The organism is Bacillota bacterium, assembly GCA_024655925.1.
Taxonomy (GTDB): Bacteria; Bacillota; DTU025; order DTU025; family JANLFS01; genus JANLFS01.
Genome location: JANLFS010000018.1, coordinates 1 through 14,668, shown reverse-complemented (window position 1 = coordinate 14,668; position 14,668 = coordinate 1). Strand labels below are relative to the sequence as shown.

The following is a 14,668-nucleotide window of genomic DNA, read 5'->3' as shown; positions in this document are numbered from 1 at the left end:
CTCGTCGTGGGGTCCCTGGTCAAGAGTTTTTATTGAGGTTGGTAAGAAATGAACCCGGATGTTGTGACGCAGCTGGCGAGAGACGCCATCGAAGTGACCCTGTACCTGTCGCTTCCCATCCTGGGGATCGGCCTGATCATGGCCGTGGTTGCCATTCAGGAAGCACAGCGCAAGATACCGGTGCAGTATCCCAAGAGAGTCGTCGGCCGGCGGGTCTACGGTGGGCAAAGCACTCATATTCCGCTTCGGGTCAACCAGGCGGGCGTCATCCCAGTGATCTTCGCGTCATCGGTCCTGGCGTTCCCGGCGACCCTGGCGCAGTTCATACCCGCCATATCGAACGCGATCAATGCCTTCCTCCACAACGGATGGGCTTACAACATCGTCTACGCGCTCCTCGTCGTGCTGTTCACCTACTTCTATACGGGCATCACCTTCAACCCGCTGGAAGTGGCGAACAACATGAAGAAGTACGGTGGGTTCATCCCAGGGTTCAGACCCGGACGCCCGACAGCAGAGTACCTTGACCGGGTGTTGACGCGGATCACCCTCGCGGGAGGAGTGTTCCTCGCAGGGATCGCGGTTCTTCCCAGCATCACATCGAGGATTTCCGCGATGAACATCGCCTTTGGAGGAACGGGCCTTCTGATCGTCGTGGGTGTGGCCCTCGACACCATGAAGCAGATCGAAGCCCAACTTATCATGAGGCAGTACGAAGGCTTCATGAAGTGAGTGTAGGTGTCTCTGGAGATGCGCGTCGTAATGATGGGCCCGCCCGGCGCGGGCAAAGGGACTCAATCCGCGCGCCTCGCTCATAGGCTCGGGGTGCCGCACGTGTCCACGGGCGACATGTTCCGGGCAGCGGTGGCTGCCGGCACCCCCCTCGGGATCACGGCGAAGGGTTACATGGACACAGGCAGGCTGGTCCCGGATGAGGTGACGCTCGGGATAGCCAGGGAGCGACTTGGCGCCCCGGATGCCCGGGAAGGGTTCATCCTGGACGGGTTTCCTCGCACGGTGCCCCAGGCCGTGGAACTGGACGACATCCTGGCTGCACGTGAGCAAGCGCTGAATGCGGTGGTCCTCGTGGAAGTGGCGGACGACGAGCTTGTCCGGCGTGCGCTCGGTCGGGTTGTCTGCGGGGAGTGCGGGAAGGTCTACCATACGGAGTTCAACCCGCCTCCTTCGGGAGGGTGCTGTTCCGGTGGGGTGCTCGTTCACCGCGCTGACGATTCTGCTGAGACGGTGAGAGCCAGGCTGGCCACTTACCGGGCTCAGACGGAGCCGTTACGGGAGTACTATTCCCAGCGTGATCTGCTCCGGGTCGTCGATGGAGTTGGGAGCCCGGACGAGGTCTTCCAGCGGATAGAGGACGCGCTCGGCGGAGGCAACGGTCTATGATTGTTCTGAAAACGCCCTCGGAGATCGCTCGCATGAGGCGAGCGGGCCGACTTGTCGCGCAGGTGCTCGAGTCTCTGGGTGAGCACATAAAGGCCGGGGTGACGACGGAAACGCTCGACCGGATGGCCGAGACAATGATCAGGGAGGCAGGGGCGCAACCGGCGTTTCTCGGGTACAGAGGCTTCCCCGCCACAATCTGTGCTTCTGTCAACGATGTCATCGTCCACGGCATCCCGAACGGGCGCCCTCTCGCGGAGGGCGACATCGTGGGTGTGGACATCGGCGTCGTTGTGGACGGCTTCTACGGTGATGCCGCCATGACTTTCCCGGTGGGAAGGATTTCGGCCGAGGCGGAGAGACTTCTTGAGGTCACCAGAGGGGCGCTCAGCGCGGCGATTGAACATGCAAGGCCTGGGAAGCGGTTGGGCGACATCTCCCACGCAATTCAGGAGCATGTGGAGGCGGCTGGATTCTCGGTGGTGAGGGATTTCGTGGGCCACGGAATAGGCAGGAACATGCACGAGGAACCTCAAGTCCCGAATTTCGGCGAACCCGGTGTAGGCGTCAGGCTCAAGCCCGGAATGGTTCTGGCGATCGAACCCATGGTGAACGCAGGACGGCACGAGGTCAGGATAATGCAGGACAACTGGACCGCCAGGACTTGCGACGGGAGGCTTTCCGCGCATTTCGAGCACACGGTGGCGGTGACGGAGAATGGCCCCGAGGTTCTGACTCTCCCGTAACCTGTAAGGAAGGTGCAGGCCTTTGTCTCCTCCAGATGTGAGCCCTGGACGGCTTGTCGTGTCGAAAACGGGAAGGGACAAGGGAAGGCTATTCGTGATCGTTGGGGTCGAAAGCGACCGGATAGTCCAGATCGCGGACGGTGAATGCCACGGGACGGCGCGGCCCAAGCGTAAGAACGTCAAGCACCTGATCATACTGGAGCAGGTGGATAGCGCAGTCTCCGAAAGGCTCGAGATGGGCCTGCCCATAACCGATGACCAGCTCGTTACGGCTTTGAGAGCATACAAACCTCACGATGAGAAAGGGGGCGACCTGCGCCGTGGGTAAACAAGATTGTGTCGAGGTTGAGGGAACCGTCATTGAGCCGTTGCCTAACGCCATGTTCAGGGTGGAACTGGACAACGGTCACAAAGTCCTGGCCCATGTTTCCGGCAAGATGCGCATGAAGTTCATCAGGATTCTGCCTGGGGATAAGGTCACTATCGAGCTATCGCCCTACGACCTCACCCGTGGTAGGATTGTGTGGAGATACAAGTAGAGGGATTAGAGGGTCTCAAGTAGGAGGGCTTGATATGAAAGTCAGACCTTCAGTCAAGAAGATGTGCGACAAGTGCAAGGTGATCAAGAGGAAGGGTCGGGTAATGGTCATATGCGAGAACCCGACTCATAAGCAGAGACAGGGTTAAGGGGGGGACGTGGCATGGCGAGAATAGCAGGTGTTGACCTTCCAAGGGATAAGAGGGTGGAGATAGCCCTTACCTATATATACGGAGTGGGCCTCACCACCTCTCAGAAGATCCTGGCGAAAACCCAGATAAACCCGGACACCAGGGTTCGGGATCTCACGGAGGATGAGGTGACCAGGCTACGTGAGACCGTTGACCGGGATTACCGGGTCGAGGGGGATCTTCACCGGGAAGAGGCTCAGAACATCAAGAGACTGATAGAGATTGGAAGCTACAGGGGGCTCCGTCACCGTCGTGGCCTTCCTGTTCGCGGGCAGCGCACAAGAACGAACGCGCGGACCCGGAAAGGGCCCAAGAAGACCGTCGGAGTGCGCAAAGGCAAGTAGCAAGGGATGAGGAGGTAAGCCAATGCCTAAGAAGCAGGTGAGGACGAGAAGGCGCGAACGGAAGAACATAGAGTCCGGCGTCGCCCATATCAAGTCCAGCTTCAACAACACACTGGTAACCATAACCGACCCCGCGGGCAACGTGGTGTCGTGGTCATCATCAGGTGCTATGGGTTTCAAGGGCTCGAGGAAGGGGACGCCGTTCGCAGCTCAGCAGGCGGCGGACGCCGCGGCCCGCGTGGCGATGGATCACGGAATGCGCACCATCGAGGTCGTGGTGAAAGGTCCGGGCGGAGGCCGCGAGGCGGCGGTCAGGTCACTTCAGGCAGCCGGTCTGGAAGTCAGCATGATCAAGGATGTCACGCCCATCCCGCACAACGGGTGTCGGCCGCCCAAGAGGCGGCGGGTATAACCCAGATCGGACAGGAGGTGCTGAAATGGCGAGATACACAGGGCCTGTTTGCAGGCTTTGCCGCCGTGAGGGGACGAAGCTTTACCTCAAAGGTGACAGATGCTACAGCGAGAAGTGCGCTGTGGGAAGAAGGACCTACCCGCCGGGTGAACACGGACAGGGCAGGAAGAAGACATCGGAGTATGGCCTTCAGCTTCGGGAGAAGCAGAAGCTCCGAAGGACTTACGGGATAATGGAAGCCCAGTTCGAAAGGTATTTCGATATGGCCGAGCGCAAGCGGGGCATCACAGGAGAGAACCTTCTCGCGCTTCTCGAGACTAGACTGGACAACGTAGTCTTCAGGCTGGGGATGGCCGAGTCGAGGCCGCAGGCGAGACAGCTTGTGAGGCACGGGCACTTCGCCGTAAACGGGAAGAAGGTCTCTATTCCATCCTACCAGGTGTCGGTGGGGGACGAGATCACTGTGCGCACGGGCAGCCGTAACCTGCCGCTCTTCCGGGCGATTGCAGAGACTGCCGTCCCAACGATTCCGGCGTGGCTTGCCCCGGCACAGGACAGACTCACCTTCCGCGTGGCCTCGATGCCGACGAGGGACCAGATCGACCTCGACATTCAGGAGCACATGATCGTCGAGTTGTACTCCAGATAATGTCACCCCGGAAAGGAAGGTGCTTAAGGCCGTGATGGAATCTGCGAAGCCAAAGGTCGAGTGCCAGGAGGAGAGCGACCGGTACGGCAAGTTCGTGGTGGAGCCTCTCGAGCGGGGTTACGGCATTACTCTGGGGAACTCGCTCCGCAGGATTCTATTGTCATCCCTGACAGGGGCGGCAGTGACTTCGGTCAAGATAGACGGAGTCCTGCACGAGTTCTCGACCATACCCGGCGTGACCGAGGACGTGACCGACATCATACTGAACCTCAAGGGTTTGCTCGTCAAGATGTACTCGGACGAGCCGAAGACCCTCAGGATATCGGTGAAGGGCGAGCGCGAAGTCACCGGCGCTGATGTCCAGCACGACGCGGACGTGGAGATCCAGAATCCCGACCTCCACATCGCTACCTTGGGGCCCGACGCGGAGCTGTCAATGGAGCTCACCGTTGAGCGGGGCCGCGGGTACGTCCCAGCGGAGCGGAACAAGAAGGCTGATCACGTGATCGGCGTCATCCCGGTCGATTCCATCTTTACCCCGGTTGAGAAGGTCAACTACGTGGTGGAACACGCCAGGGTAGGCGGTGTCACCGACTACGACAGGCTCATCCTTGAGGTGTGGACGCATGGCACCATCAAACCCAAGGAGGCCGTGAGCACTGCGGCCAAGATGATGAGCGAGCATCTCAAGCTCTTCAGCAACCTGACCGAGCCCGCCCCAGAGGACGAGGCGGAGGCGGAGAGCAAGGTAGATACGCGCGACCGGGTTCTGGAGATGACCATAGAGGAGCTGGATCTCTCGGTGCGGTCCTACAACTGCCTCAAGAGAGCCGGGCTCAACAGTGTCGAGGAGCTGACCAGGAAGACCGAGGAAGACATGATGAAGGTCAGAAACCTGGGCAGAAAGTCCCTCGAAGAAGTGAAGCAGAAACTCGCAAGCCTTGGACTGTCTCTGAGATCGTCCGAGGAATAGGTTAAGGGAGGAGACCGCAAGTGAGGCAAGGGAAACTCGGCCGCACCGCTGCTGCGCGTCGCGCCCTGTTCCGGAGCACGGTGACGTCCCTGTTCCTTCATAACAGGATAACCACCACCGAGGCGAAAGCCAAGGAGGTCCGCCCAATCGCAGAGCGCCTGATAACATGGGCGAAGAAAGGCGACCTCCATCACAGGAGGCTCGCGGCGGAGTTCATACTGGAGCCCGAGGCAGTGAAGAACCTGTTCGACAAGGTCGGCCCGGAGTTCGCCGACCGGCCGGGCGGGTACACCCGCATCCTCAAGCTCGGAAGGAGACGGGGCGACGCTGCTCCGCTCGCCATTATCGAGCTGGTGGGGTTGGGAGCGCCCGCTGCTCCGGCTAAAGACAAGAAGGCCAAGGCGAAGAAGTGAGGGCCAGATGGACCCCGTAGTTCGCATGGCGAACGTGAGTTACGCCTATGATGACGGCAAGCCCGGCGAGGTAGAGGCCTTGCTCGATATCGACCTCGAAATCGCCCCTGGGGAGTTCGTGGCGGTCATCGGCCACAACGGGTCAGGCAAGTCCACGCTCGCCAAACACATAAACGCAATTCTCATCCCGACCACCGGAGACGTCTGGGTGGCCGGGATGAACACTCGTGACGCCTCCCACCTGTGGGACATACGGCAGACTGTGGGAATGGTCTTTCAGAACCCGGACAACCAGATAGTGGCCACTACCGTCGAAGAGGACGTGGCTTTTGGCCCCGAGAATCTGGGCGTCCCGCCGGCAGAGATCCGCACCCGCGTTGATGAGGCCCTCGCACTGGTGGACATGACCGGGCATGAGAAATCACCCCCTCACATGCTGTCAGGTGGGCAGAAGCAGCGGGTAGCCATAGCCGGGGTCATCGCGATGAGGCCCCGGTGTATAGTGCTGGACGAGCCCACAGCCATGTTGGACCCGGTCGGGAGGGCGGAGGTCGTCAGAACCATTCGCCGCCTTGCGTCGGAGGAAGGCATAGCCGTGGTCCACATAACCCATTTCATGAACGAAGCAGTCCAGGCTGACAGAGTTGTGGTCATGGAGGACGCCAGGATAGTCCTTTCAGGGACCCCCCGAGAGATCTTCGCGAAGCCCGCAGCACTGCGCAAGCTCGATCTGGATGTACCGCAAGTGACTGAGCTTGCCGAGGAGCTGCGCAAGGCCGGGGTGGCCATTCCCCGTCACCCGCTCACCGTGGAGGAGTTCGTTGAAGATGTGGACGCAATGTTGGGCGGAAGGCCGTCCGGGAGTTGACCGCGATGATCATCGAGGCACGAAACCTGTCGCATACTTACATGAAAGGCACGCCCCTTGCCAAGCAGGCTCTTCACGATGTCAATCTCGGCATTGAGGAAGGTGAATTCGTCGGGGTCATAGGGAGGACGGGATCGGGCAAATCCACCCTGGTTCAACACTTCAACGGACTCCTCAAGCCAGGTTCCGGCCAGATCCTGGTAGGCGGGCGCGACATCTGGGAGCGGGGGGTTGCGATCCGCGACATCAGGCGCATGGTCGGCCTGGTGTTCCAATACCCGGAGCATCAGCTGTTCGAGGAGACCGTCTTTGCGGATGTGGCATTCGGCCCCAGGAACATGGGCTTGAGCGAGCCCGATGTGGAAGACGCGGTCCGAGAGGCCATGCGCATGGTCAATCTCGAGTTCGACTCCCTGCGCGACCGGTCTCCGTTCGAGTTGTCAGGTGGGCAGAAACGGAGAGCGGCAATTGCGGGCGTGCTGGCCATGCGCCCAAAGGTCCTCGTGTTGGACGAGCCCACTGCGGGGATGGATCCAAGAGGCCGCGAGGAAGTCCTCGGGCATGTGAGGCAGCTCCACGATGAGCATGGCCTCACTATAGTGCTAGTATCCCACAGCATGGAGGACGTAGCCCGCCTGGCGGACAGGCTCATTGTAGTCGACCAGGGTGCTGTCGTCATGAACGGGACGCCGCGGGAGGTCTTTGCCCATCCGGGGGAACTCACCAGGATGGGCCTGGGAGTCCCTCAGGTCACCCAGGTCGTGGCGGAGCTTGCGGCCAGGGGCTACAAGTTCAGGACTGATGCTGTCACGGTCGGTGAAGCACTTGATACGTTGCTTCCCGCGCTCCTCGATGCCAAGAAAGGGGCAAAGGGGGTGGGCGCGTGATTCTGCGGAATATCACGATAGGTCAGTACATTCCCGGGGGATCCCTGCTGCACCGGCTTGACCCGAGGACCAAGATCCTGCTTTCGCTGGTCATAGTAGTGTCTCTTTTCTTCGCGCACCAGGCCCGGGGGTACATTCTTCTCGGGGCACTCATACTGGCCCTGGTGGCCATATCCGGAGTCCCGTTCGGCTACGTACTGCGCGGGCTCAGGCCGCTGACCTTCATCATAGCCCTGACGTTCCTGCTCCACTTGTTCATGGACCCTGGGAACACCATATTCCGCCTCGGCCCACTCACTGCCACCGATAGGGGGTTTGCCGAGGGAGTCTTCACCGCGACGAGGCTTGCACTGCTGGTGGTGACCACCTCGCTGGTGACGCTCACCACGTCCCCCATTGCCCTGACAGACGGGCTCGAAAGGCTGCTCACGCCGCTGGCCGTGGTGGGCGTGCCCGCGCACGAGCTTGCCATGATGACAACGATCGCTCTCCGGTTCATCCCAACTCTCCTCGAGGAGACGGAGAAGATCATGAAGGCCCAGATGGCAAGGGGGGCTGACTTCGAGTCCGGGAACATCGCGCGTCGTGCCAAAGCGATGATCCCGATTCTGGTCCCTCTGTTCGTCAGTGCCTTTCGCCGGGCAGACGAACTTGCCATGGCCATGGAAGCAAGGTGCTACAGAGGAGGCAAAGGACGGACGCATCTTAGACAACTCAAGCTCACCCCGCTCGACGCGGCGGCGTTCACTCTTATCACGGTCTATACCGTCACCACGGTGGTGTTCTTCTAGGTGCGTAACATCGGCATGGTCCTTGAGTACGTGGGAACAGCTTACCACGGGTTTCAGATTCAGGAGAATGCTCCGACCATCCAGGGAACCCTAGAAGGGGCACTGGAACAGGTGACAGGGTCGCCTGTGAGGGTGGTGGGAGCGGGACGCACAGACGCCGGGGTGCATGCTCTGGGCCAAGTGGTAAGCTTCTCCACAGAGTCTTGTATCCCGGGCGACAGGTTCGCGCCTGCACTTAACTCGCTGCTGCCGCGGGACATACGGGTCCTTCGATCCTTCGAAGCGCCCACCGGGTGGAACGCGCGCTACGGGGCGATCTCCAAGGTCTACAGGTACCTGACTGTGCCACGGGGTGCCGCCAGACCGTCACTGGCAGCAGGTGCCGGAGTGCTTGAGGGAAGGGCGAACCTAGAATACCGGGACCTCGACGTCGGGTCGATGCGGGAGGCAGGCCAGGCCCTCCTCGGCACCCACGATTTCGCAGCGTTCTGCGCCTCCGGGAGTTCGGTGAGGACCACTGTCAGGACCGTCAAGCGTCTCGATGTCAGGGAGGAACGATGGGACGCCTTGGGAGTCAACTTGGTGGTGATAGAGGTAGAGGCCGACGGGTTTCTCTACAACATGGTCAGGATCATTGCGGCATCCCTGATCGAGGTGGGAGCGGGCGCGTCTGACCTCGATACCCCGGCGAAGCTGCTCGAGTCGCAGGACCGCACCCTGGGTCCGCCGACGGCCCCTCCGAGTGGCCTTTACCTTGCACGAGTCTTCTATCCCGGGCCTCTTGCCGGTCTAACCTGTCCTTGACAGTGCTCAGCTGGCGTATTAGAATCGACATGTGAGTCTTTGAGCAGTGGTGCCAAGCCCCGGACCCACTCTCGGCACTCCGATGCCAAGGTAACACCTGGGAGGGAACTCGATGTCGACCACGTTCATGGCGAAACCCGAGGAAGTCACGCGCAAGTGGTTTGTGGTCGATGCCGCCGGGAAGCCTCTGGGCAGACTCGCAAGTGAAGTCGCCCGGATCCTCCGGGGCAAGCACAAGCCCATATATACTCCCCACGTTGACGTGGGTGATCATGTCATTGTCGTCAATGCGAGCAAAGTCGTACTGACCGGCAAGAAGCTCCAGACGAAGATGTACTACTGGCACACGTTGTACCCGGGCGGTCTCAGGAAGATGCCCTACGAGAAGTTCCTTGCGATCAAGCCCGAGAGGGCTGTCGAGAAGGCCATAAAGGGGATGCTTCCCCATAACCGGCTCGGCCGCAAGATGGGCATGAAGCTGAAGGTGTACGCGGGACCGGAGCACCCACACGCGGCGCAGAAGCCTGAGCCGCTTGAAATAACTGTTTGAGCTTGTCGAGGAAGGAGGGGACTCCAGTGGCGCAGGTGCAATACAGAGGCACTGGGAGGCGTAAGTGCTCGGTTGCCCGTGTGAGATTGATTCCGGGGACCGGCTCGATCGTTGTGAACGGCAAACCGCTTTCCGAGTATTTCGGTCGGCGGATACTTGAGATAGTAGTGAACGCCCCGTTCACCGTGACCGAAACGTCCGGCAGGTACAACGCTATCGTGGACGTTCACGGCGGTGGCACAACCGGCCAGGCTGGTGCGGTGAGGCACGGAATCTCAAGGGCGCTCATAAAGGCCGACCCTGAACTCAGGCCGGCCCTGAAGAAGGCGGGCCTCATTACCCGCGATCCCCGCATGAAGGAGCGGCGGAAATACGGCCTCAAGAAGGCGCGCAAGGCTCCTCAGTTTTCCAAGAGGTAGAGCTTGCTGGCTGCCTGATCTATTGGGGCGGGCTCGGAATTCCGAGGCCCGTCCTTTTGCTTACGCTGGGGCGCGGTGATTCCGGGGAAAGCACCCGACGGAACCGTCACGCCCCTGCCTCGCGTGGGCGAAGCCACACCGGCAGGCCCGGGGTTGCGACTAACCATACCAACAAGACGTCATTCGCCGTCGCCTGACGCCTCTACGTCCCGGGGACCCATACACATTTCACTCCGTCCACCATCACCCAGCCTTCGGGCTCCGGCTTCCTGGCCTGGACCGGGCCTTCGCCCATCCCGATCTGCACCAGGTTTACTCGGGTGGCCCCATTGGACTGCGCCGAGAGCAAGGCCATCAGGAGCTGTGCGTCGAGAGGGTCGCGGAAGGTCCCGCCTATTTCGTTGTCGCCTTCAGGGGAGACTGCGGCACCCCCTTTGAGCACCACTGTGAGTTCATGGATGGGAGGGTCCCCCGGTGCCGGCGGCCGGAGCGCAGTCAGCAGGCCTTCCCATGCCAGCCTCGTGGCGTCCGCCACTAGCCAGGCGTGAAGCCCTGGACCCGGCGCCTTATTGGAGGGCTGTAGCCCGGACGGGATCGTATGGGAATGTGCCGCGGCGAAGCCTCCGGGGGGAAGCGCCGTTGCTCGGTTCAACGCCTCGCGTGCCAACGCGGCGGTCTCAGGATCCAGCGGGCGAACCTGCGCAGTCGGGCGGACGCGCGGCGGGTCATCGGGTGGGTCCTGGTTGACCAGGATAGTGACATCATCCAGGTGGAGGACTCCAGAATCCGAAAGCTCGGGCTTGATCTCCACGAGGTAGACCTGCTCCAGCCTGACGGGCCTGGCAAGAGATTCGGGGATGGCCGCCTCCACATACCGCCAGCCTTTCCAGTTCACCCTCGGGAAGTCCAGCGGCACTCGGAGGCCGGTCGGGTCGGAGAGGGTCGCGCGGAGCCAGTGCCCTCCGCCTCCATCCCCGAACACCCACAGCCCCAGGGCAGAGGCGGCCGTGGGAAGCTCGATAGGAGAGTCCGGCCTGAGGTAGGCGGCGCGAGTCCCGGTGGACTGGGAGAAATCGTAGGAAAGCGCCGCAGAGTGCTCGCCGGCATGGACCGGGTCAGGCCTTGAGGAGAGGGCCAAGCCTGCCCCCACAGCCAGCGATGACGAGGCACTCCTCCAGCCATCGATCGATTCGAAGTCTTCCAGCACAACTCGTGTGAGAGTTGCGGTGTCCGCAGACTGAGCGGACGCGGCGGTGTTGGCAGCCCCGGGCGGGTGCTGCGGGGGTGATGCTTGACTTGGTTGGGGATCCGAAGCAGGCTGAGCGGGCGTCGGTACCCGGAACCCCATGTGGTCTCTGCTCGGCCTATCCGCGGCCGGAGGCCCAACGACCCGGATGGCCAGTTCTTGCCTGGCCAGGCCCGGGACGGACACACAGATGACGAACCTTCCCTGTCCGCGAGGTGCGAACGTCGCCCTCATAAGGTCGGGAGAAGTCTCAAGCCACGATATGGGAGACCCCGGCCCCGACGCCCCCCACTCAAGCGTGGACACGGACTGCGCGACTTCTCTCATGTCTTTGTCCAGAACTGTCGCGACAAGGACGAGAGCGTCGCCTTCAGCCATTCGGACCTCCGTGGGGAGCAGAGCCCGCGGGCCGCCTGCGATCGCCCTGTGCATGTCAGGCACTACTGCCACGGGATCATTCTCTGACGCGTGACCTCCTTCGGGCCTGATGTGCGCGGTGATGAAAAGGTGCGCGGGCGGACCGGGCTCGGGAGTCAATTCGTAGGGCGCCGCAAGGAGCGGCCGTTCAACCCCGATCACGTATGGGACAGGCCTTTCGATGCCCCCGGAAGGCCTGTTGCCGAGGGACAGTTCGCCTGAGAGGGGATCCCGGAACACCAGGGTTGACGACCCGCCCCCGTCGAGGTTGAGAGCCTCGAACGCGCCCAGGTCTATCATCACCGCAGCTAGCTCGTCTAAAGTGAGCCCACGGGCACCCCGTTGCCTGCCATCGGCAACGACCAACAGGAGCGTGCGCCCGTCCGAAGTGAGACCGGCGGCGGTCCTGGGGGCAGGCCGATCCCCCTGGATGCTGGTGTGCCTCGCGAGGTCCGGACTCTTGAGGCCTCTTTCGACCAGGACGGGCTTGCCGGAGAACGCAGCGAGTAACTCCGGCATGTCCGGAAACAGGAAGTCCTGCAGGGACACGGAATCCCCGGGCCGAAGCCTCTGCAGGGCGACCGCTGCTGAGCCCCTTCCCACCACGTGAATCCGAGGCGCCGAAGCATTGAGAGGCGGCGTTCCCATTCCGGCATCCACCACAACGCCGTCCTCCACAGTGATGTAAGTGGATGCGCCTCCGCTGCGGACGGGACGGTTCCCCCAGCGCGCGTCGTAGAGCACCGCGGAGTTGGGCGGGACGGACACTTCGTTCATGGCGGAGATTGGGATTTTGACGCCGTCCGGCCCCGTCAGCACGGCCTCCCAGTGCCAGCTCCCGAACACGCCTCTGCCCGTCCCAAGCAGTCCGATCGACGAGAAATCAGGGTCAGGTTTGGGCGACCGTATGGTCTCCCCGTCCCGGGCCAGGAACGAGAGGGGAGCGTTCGTGGCTGAAGTGTCGAAGAAGTCCCCGTTCACGGCGGCGATCAGGCCCGGTTTGGCGGCGATGGCGGATGCAGGCTCAGGTGAGGTGAGAAGGCCCTGAGCCAGGGACGGGGAAACCCTGATCGCAGGGTTCGCGAGATCCACGCGTAGACATGACACTTGAATCCAGCCCCCGGCGGTGAACGACGTCCGCCTTTCGAGCCAGATTCCGTCCCCGAGGCTCATCTCAGTCGAGTTGGTAAGGTAAACCCGGTCGATTTCGCTCGCCGCGAAGGCCTCGGCCGGCGCGGCGATGGCAACGAAGACTGCCACAAGGAGTATGAAAGCGCGATAGGTCCGTGCGGGATTCGACATGAGTCAAGCCTCCACCTGCGGTTGCTGTCTTGCCGATGGATCGTTCAATCAAACTCAGGTTTCTTCTTCGCAAGAAACGCTTCCATCCCAAGCCTGGGATGAGGGGTTTCGAAACATCTGGCGAACTGCTCCGACTCGATCCGATACCCACCTTGTCCAGGAGCTTCCCGGCCGCAAGCGAGGCACTTCCGGGCGGCTGCGAGTGCAACCTTGCTCCTGGAGGCGATCCTCTGAGCCAGGGACCGGGCCGTCGAAAGCAACTCGGATGCGGGGACAACCATGTTGACAAGCCCGCAAGCCAGGGCGTCCTGTGCAGACAGGGTCTCTCCTGTCAGGATCATGTGGGCCGCCCGCGCATGACCCACTACACGAGGCAACCTTACAGTCCCGCCGAACCCCGGGATGATACCAAGGCCCGTCTCTGGCTGGGCGAACTTGGCGGTCTCAGACGCGATGCGAATATCACACGCCAGGGCGAGCTCGCACCCGCCGCCGAGCGCGTACCCATTCACCGCTGCGATGGTTGGAAAGGGAAGGTTCTCAATGCTCGCGAGCACTTCTTGCCCATGCTCAGAGAACCTTCGGGCCTCATCGGCCGTCATATCCTTCATTTCGGCGATATCCGCCCCGGCAACAAACGCCCGATCCCCCGCGCCCGTGATCACCAGCGCCCGAACAGACTCGTCCTCCCGGACCCGCCCCACGGCCAGAAACAACTCGTCGATCACCTCAAGGTTCAGAGCGTTCAGGGCTTGGGGGCGGTCCACGGTCAAGAGGGCAACCCCGTCCTCCACCTCAAGAGACCAATGCTCCACGTCTCGCGCCTCCTCTCACTCCGAGTAGGAGTAGAAGCCACGCCCAGACTTGCGCCCGAGCCTGCCGGCATCCACCATCCTGCGCAAGAGCGGGCACGGTCGGTACTTCGGGTCCCCGGTCTCCGCCGCCAGTACCTCGAGAATGGAAACGACCGTGTCGAGCCCGATCAAGTCAGCCAGGGCGAGGGGGCCCATGGGATGGTTCAGGCCGAGTCTCGCGCACGTGTCTATGGACTCAGCGTCCGCCACGCCCTCGGAGAGGCAATACACAGCCTCGTTGATCATGGGAATGGCCAGGCGGTTGACGACGAACCCAGAGGAGTCGCTCATGACAACGGGCTGTTTCCCGAGCCTCTGTGCAAGGCTTGTCACGGCCGCTACAGTATCATCGGAAGTCTCGAGGCCCCGAATCACCTCCACCAGCTGCATGACGGGAACAGGGTTCATGAAGTGCATCCCCGCGAACCTGTCGGGTCTGCCGGAGGCCCGGCCGAGCCTGGTGATGGATATGGAAGAGGTGTTCGAAGCGAAGATGACGTCCTCTGGGCACGTCGCGCCCAGTTCGTTGAAGAGGGCGCGCTTGACATCGACCTCCTCGACCACGGCCTCGATCACCATGTCCGCGGCAGATCCGACAGACAGGCCCTCAGCACACGTTATGCGGCCAAGTGCCTGATCGCGGTCTTCGCGTGTGATCCGCCCTTTCGCTACCAACCTTTCGAGATTCTTCGTGATCCCCGCGAGTCCCTTCTGGGATTCCTTGAGACTCAAGTCGGACAGGACGACATCGATACCTGACTGCGCGGCAACTTGCGCGATGCCAGAGCCCATCTGGCCCGCGCCCACAACGAGGATCTTCCCAATGTCCACCGGACTACGCGGCGTCGGGAGCCCCCGCCTTCAGG

General features: G+C 61.8%; 19 protein-coding genes and 1 pseudogene. 17 read left to right on the top strand and 3 right to left on the bottom strand.

Features of this window, described 5'->3' with window-relative positions:
• The first annotated feature begins 105 nt into the window (after positions 1–105).
• The 17 genes and pseudogenes from NUW23_04380 (at position 106) to rpsI (ending at position 9,983) form a co-directional block, all read left to right on the top strand.
• Positions 106–732 (top strand): annotated as a pseudogene (locus tag NUW23_04380) (preprotein translocase subunit SecY).
• A gap of 18 nt (positions 733–750) precedes the next feature.
• Positions 751–1,401 carry an adenylate kinase gene (locus NUW23_04375; GenBank protein MCR4425412.1) on the top strand — a complete coding sequence of 217 codons (651 nt, stop codon included), beginning with the start codon at positions 751–753 and terminating at the stop codon, positions 1,399–1,401.
• On the top strand, positions 1,398–2,144 hold the full coding sequence (gene map / locus NUW23_04370; GenBank protein MCR4425411.1) for a type I methionyl aminopeptidase: 747 nt from the start codon (positions 1,398–1,400) through the stop codon (positions 2,142–2,144). Before NUW23_04375 ends, map begins: the two co-directional genes overlap by 4 nt.
• Positions 2,145–2,202: 58 nt before the next feature.
• Complete coding sequence (locus NUW23_04365) at positions 2,203–2,472, top strand: KOW domain-containing RNA-binding protein (GenBank protein ID MCR4425410.1); 270 nt, start codon at positions 2,203–2,205, stop codon at positions 2,470–2,472.
• Positions 2,465–2,683: a translation initiation factor IF-1 gene (gene infA / locus NUW23_04360; protein MCR4425409.1), complete on the top strand. Its 219-nt coding sequence runs from the start codon at positions 2,465–2,467 to the stop codon at positions 2,681–2,683. The genes NUW23_04365 and infA overlap by 8 nt, the downstream gene beginning before the upstream one ends.
• Before the next feature lie 34 nt (positions 2,684–2,717).
• A complete protein-coding gene (rpmJ, locus tag NUW23_04355) occupies positions 2,718–2,831 on the top strand; it encodes a 50S ribosomal protein L36 (protein MCR4425408.1) in 114 nt (37 codons plus the stop codon).
• 14 nt (positions 2,832–2,845) lie between these two features.
• Positions 2,846–3,217, top strand: coding sequence for a 30S ribosomal protein S13 (rpsM, locus tag NUW23_04350; GenBank protein ID MCR4425407.1), 372 nt, complete (start codon positions 2,846–2,848; stop codon positions 3,215–3,217).
• Positions 3,218–3,239: 22 nt separating this feature from the next.
• Entirely contained in the window at positions 3,240–3,629 is a 390-nt protein-coding gene (gene rpsK / locus NUW23_04345) for a 30S ribosomal protein S11 (protein MCR4425406.1), read from the top strand.
• A gap of 25 nt (positions 3,630–3,654) precedes the next feature.
• Positions 3,655–4,278: a 30S ribosomal protein S4 gene (gene rpsD / locus NUW23_04340; GenBank protein MCR4425405.1), complete on the top strand. Its 624-nt coding sequence runs from the start codon at positions 3,655–3,657 to the stop codon at positions 4,276–4,278.
• 31 nt (positions 4,279–4,309) lie between these two features.
• Positions 4,310–5,251 (top strand): DNA-directed RNA polymerase subunit alpha, encoded by a 942-nt coding sequence (locus NUW23_04335; GenBank protein ID MCR4425404.1) that lies wholly within the window; start codon positions 4,310–4,312, stop codon positions 5,249–5,251.
• Between the two features lie 20 nt (positions 5,252–5,271).
• A complete protein-coding gene (rplQ, locus tag NUW23_04330; GenBank protein ID MCR4425403.1) occupies positions 5,272–5,664 on the top strand; it encodes a 50S ribosomal protein L17 in 393 nt (130 codons plus the stop codon).
• A gap of 25 nt (positions 5,665–5,689) precedes the next feature.
• Entirely contained in the window at positions 5,690–6,532 is an 843-nt protein-coding gene (locus tag NUW23_04325) for an energy-coupling factor transporter ATPase (GenBank protein ID MCR4425402.1), read from the top strand.
• 5 nt (positions 6,533–6,537) lie between these two features.
• Positions 6,538–7,419 (top strand): energy-coupling factor transporter ATPase, encoded by an 882-nt coding sequence (locus NUW23_04320; GenBank protein MCR4425401.1) that lies wholly within the window; start codon positions 6,538–6,540, stop codon positions 7,417–7,419.
• Positions 7,419–8,210: an energy-coupling factor transporter transmembrane protein EcfT gene (locus tag NUW23_04315; protein ID MCR4425400.1), complete on the top strand. Its 792-nt coding sequence runs from the start codon at positions 7,419–7,421 to the stop codon at positions 8,208–8,210. Before NUW23_04320 ends, NUW23_04315 begins: the two co-directional genes overlap by 1 nt.
• Positions 8,211–9,014: a tRNA pseudouridine(38-40) synthase TruA gene (truA, locus tag NUW23_04310; protein ID MCR4425399.1), complete on the top strand. Its 804-nt coding sequence runs from the start codon at positions 8,211–8,213 to the stop codon at positions 9,012–9,014. It abuts the gene before it with no gap.
• A gap of 112 nt (positions 9,015–9,126) precedes the next feature.
• On the top strand, positions 9,127–9,564 hold the full coding sequence (gene rplM, locus NUW23_04305; GenBank protein ID MCR4425398.1) for a 50S ribosomal protein L13: 438 nt from the start codon (positions 9,127–9,129) through the stop codon (positions 9,562–9,564).
• A 26-nt stretch (positions 9,565–9,590) separates the two neighbouring features.
• Positions 9,591–9,983, top strand: a complete 393-nt coding sequence (gene rpsI / locus NUW23_04300; protein MCR4425397.1) for a 30S ribosomal protein S9 — start codon at positions 9,591–9,593, stop codon at positions 9,981–9,983.
• 202 nt (positions 9,984–10,185) lie between these two features.
• Here the strand turns inward: rpsI and NUW23_04295 are convergent, their stop codons facing one another.
• The 3 genes from NUW23_04295 to NUW23_04285 are packed head-to-tail and all read right to left on the bottom strand — an operon-like array spanning position 10,186 to position 14,633.
• Positions 10,186–12,948 (bottom strand): phosphodiester glycosidase family protein, encoded by a 2,763-nt coding sequence (locus tag NUW23_04295; protein ID MCR4425396.1) that lies wholly within the window; start codon positions 12,946–12,948, stop codon positions 10,186–10,188.
• Positions 12,949–12,992: 44 nt separating this feature from the next.
• Positions 12,993–13,763 (bottom strand): enoyl-CoA hydratase-related protein, encoded by a 771-nt coding sequence (locus NUW23_04290; protein MCR4425395.1) that lies wholly within the window; start codon positions 13,761–13,763, stop codon positions 12,993–12,995.
• 15 nt (positions 13,764–13,778) lie between these two features.
• Entirely contained in the window at positions 13,779–14,633 is an 855-nt protein-coding gene (locus tag NUW23_04285) for a 3-hydroxybutyryl-CoA dehydrogenase (protein MCR4425394.1), read from the bottom strand.
• Positions 14,634–14,668: the final 35 nt, after the last annotated feature.

Excerpts from the sequence above, each read along its gene's own strand:
- rpmJ (MCR4425408.1), top strand. The coding sequence starts at position 2,718 with ATGAAAGTCAGACCTTCAGTCAAGAAGATGTGCGACAAGTGCAAGGTG.
- NUW23_04295 (MCR4425396.1), bottom strand. The coding sequence starts at position 12,948 with ATGTCGAATCCCGCACGGACCTATCGCGCTTTCATACTCCTTGTGGCA.
- rpsK (MCR4425406.1), top strand. The coding sequence starts at position 3,240 with ATGCCTAAGAAGCAGGTGAGGACGAGAAGGCGCGAACGGAAGAACATA.
- NUW23_04375 (MCR4425412.1), top strand. The coding sequence starts at position 751 with ATGCGCGTCGTAATGATGGGCCCGCCCGGCGCGGGCAAAGGGACTCAA.
- map (MCR4425411.1), top strand. The coding sequence starts at position 1,398 with ATGATTGTTCTGAAAACGCCCTCGGAGATCGCTCGCATGAGGCGAGCG.
- NUW23_04320 (MCR4425401.1), top strand. The coding sequence starts at position 6,538 with ATGATCATCGAGGCACGAAACCTGTCGCATACTTACATGAAAGGCACG.
- rplM (MCR4425398.1), top strand. The coding sequence starts at position 9,127 with ATGTCGACCACGTTCATGGCGAAACCCGAGGAAGTCACGCGCAAGTGG.
- rpsM (MCR4425407.1), top strand. The coding sequence starts at position 2,846 with ATGGCGAGAATAGCAGGTGTTGACCTTCCAAGGGATAAGAGGGTGGAG.
- rpsD (MCR4425405.1), top strand. The coding sequence starts at position 3,655 with ATGGCGAGATACACAGGGCCTGTTTGCAGGCTTTGCCGCCGTGAGGGG.
- NUW23_04325 (MCR4425402.1), top strand. The coding sequence starts at position 5,690 with ATGGCGAACGTGAGTTACGCCTATGATGACGGCAAGCCCGGCGAGGTA.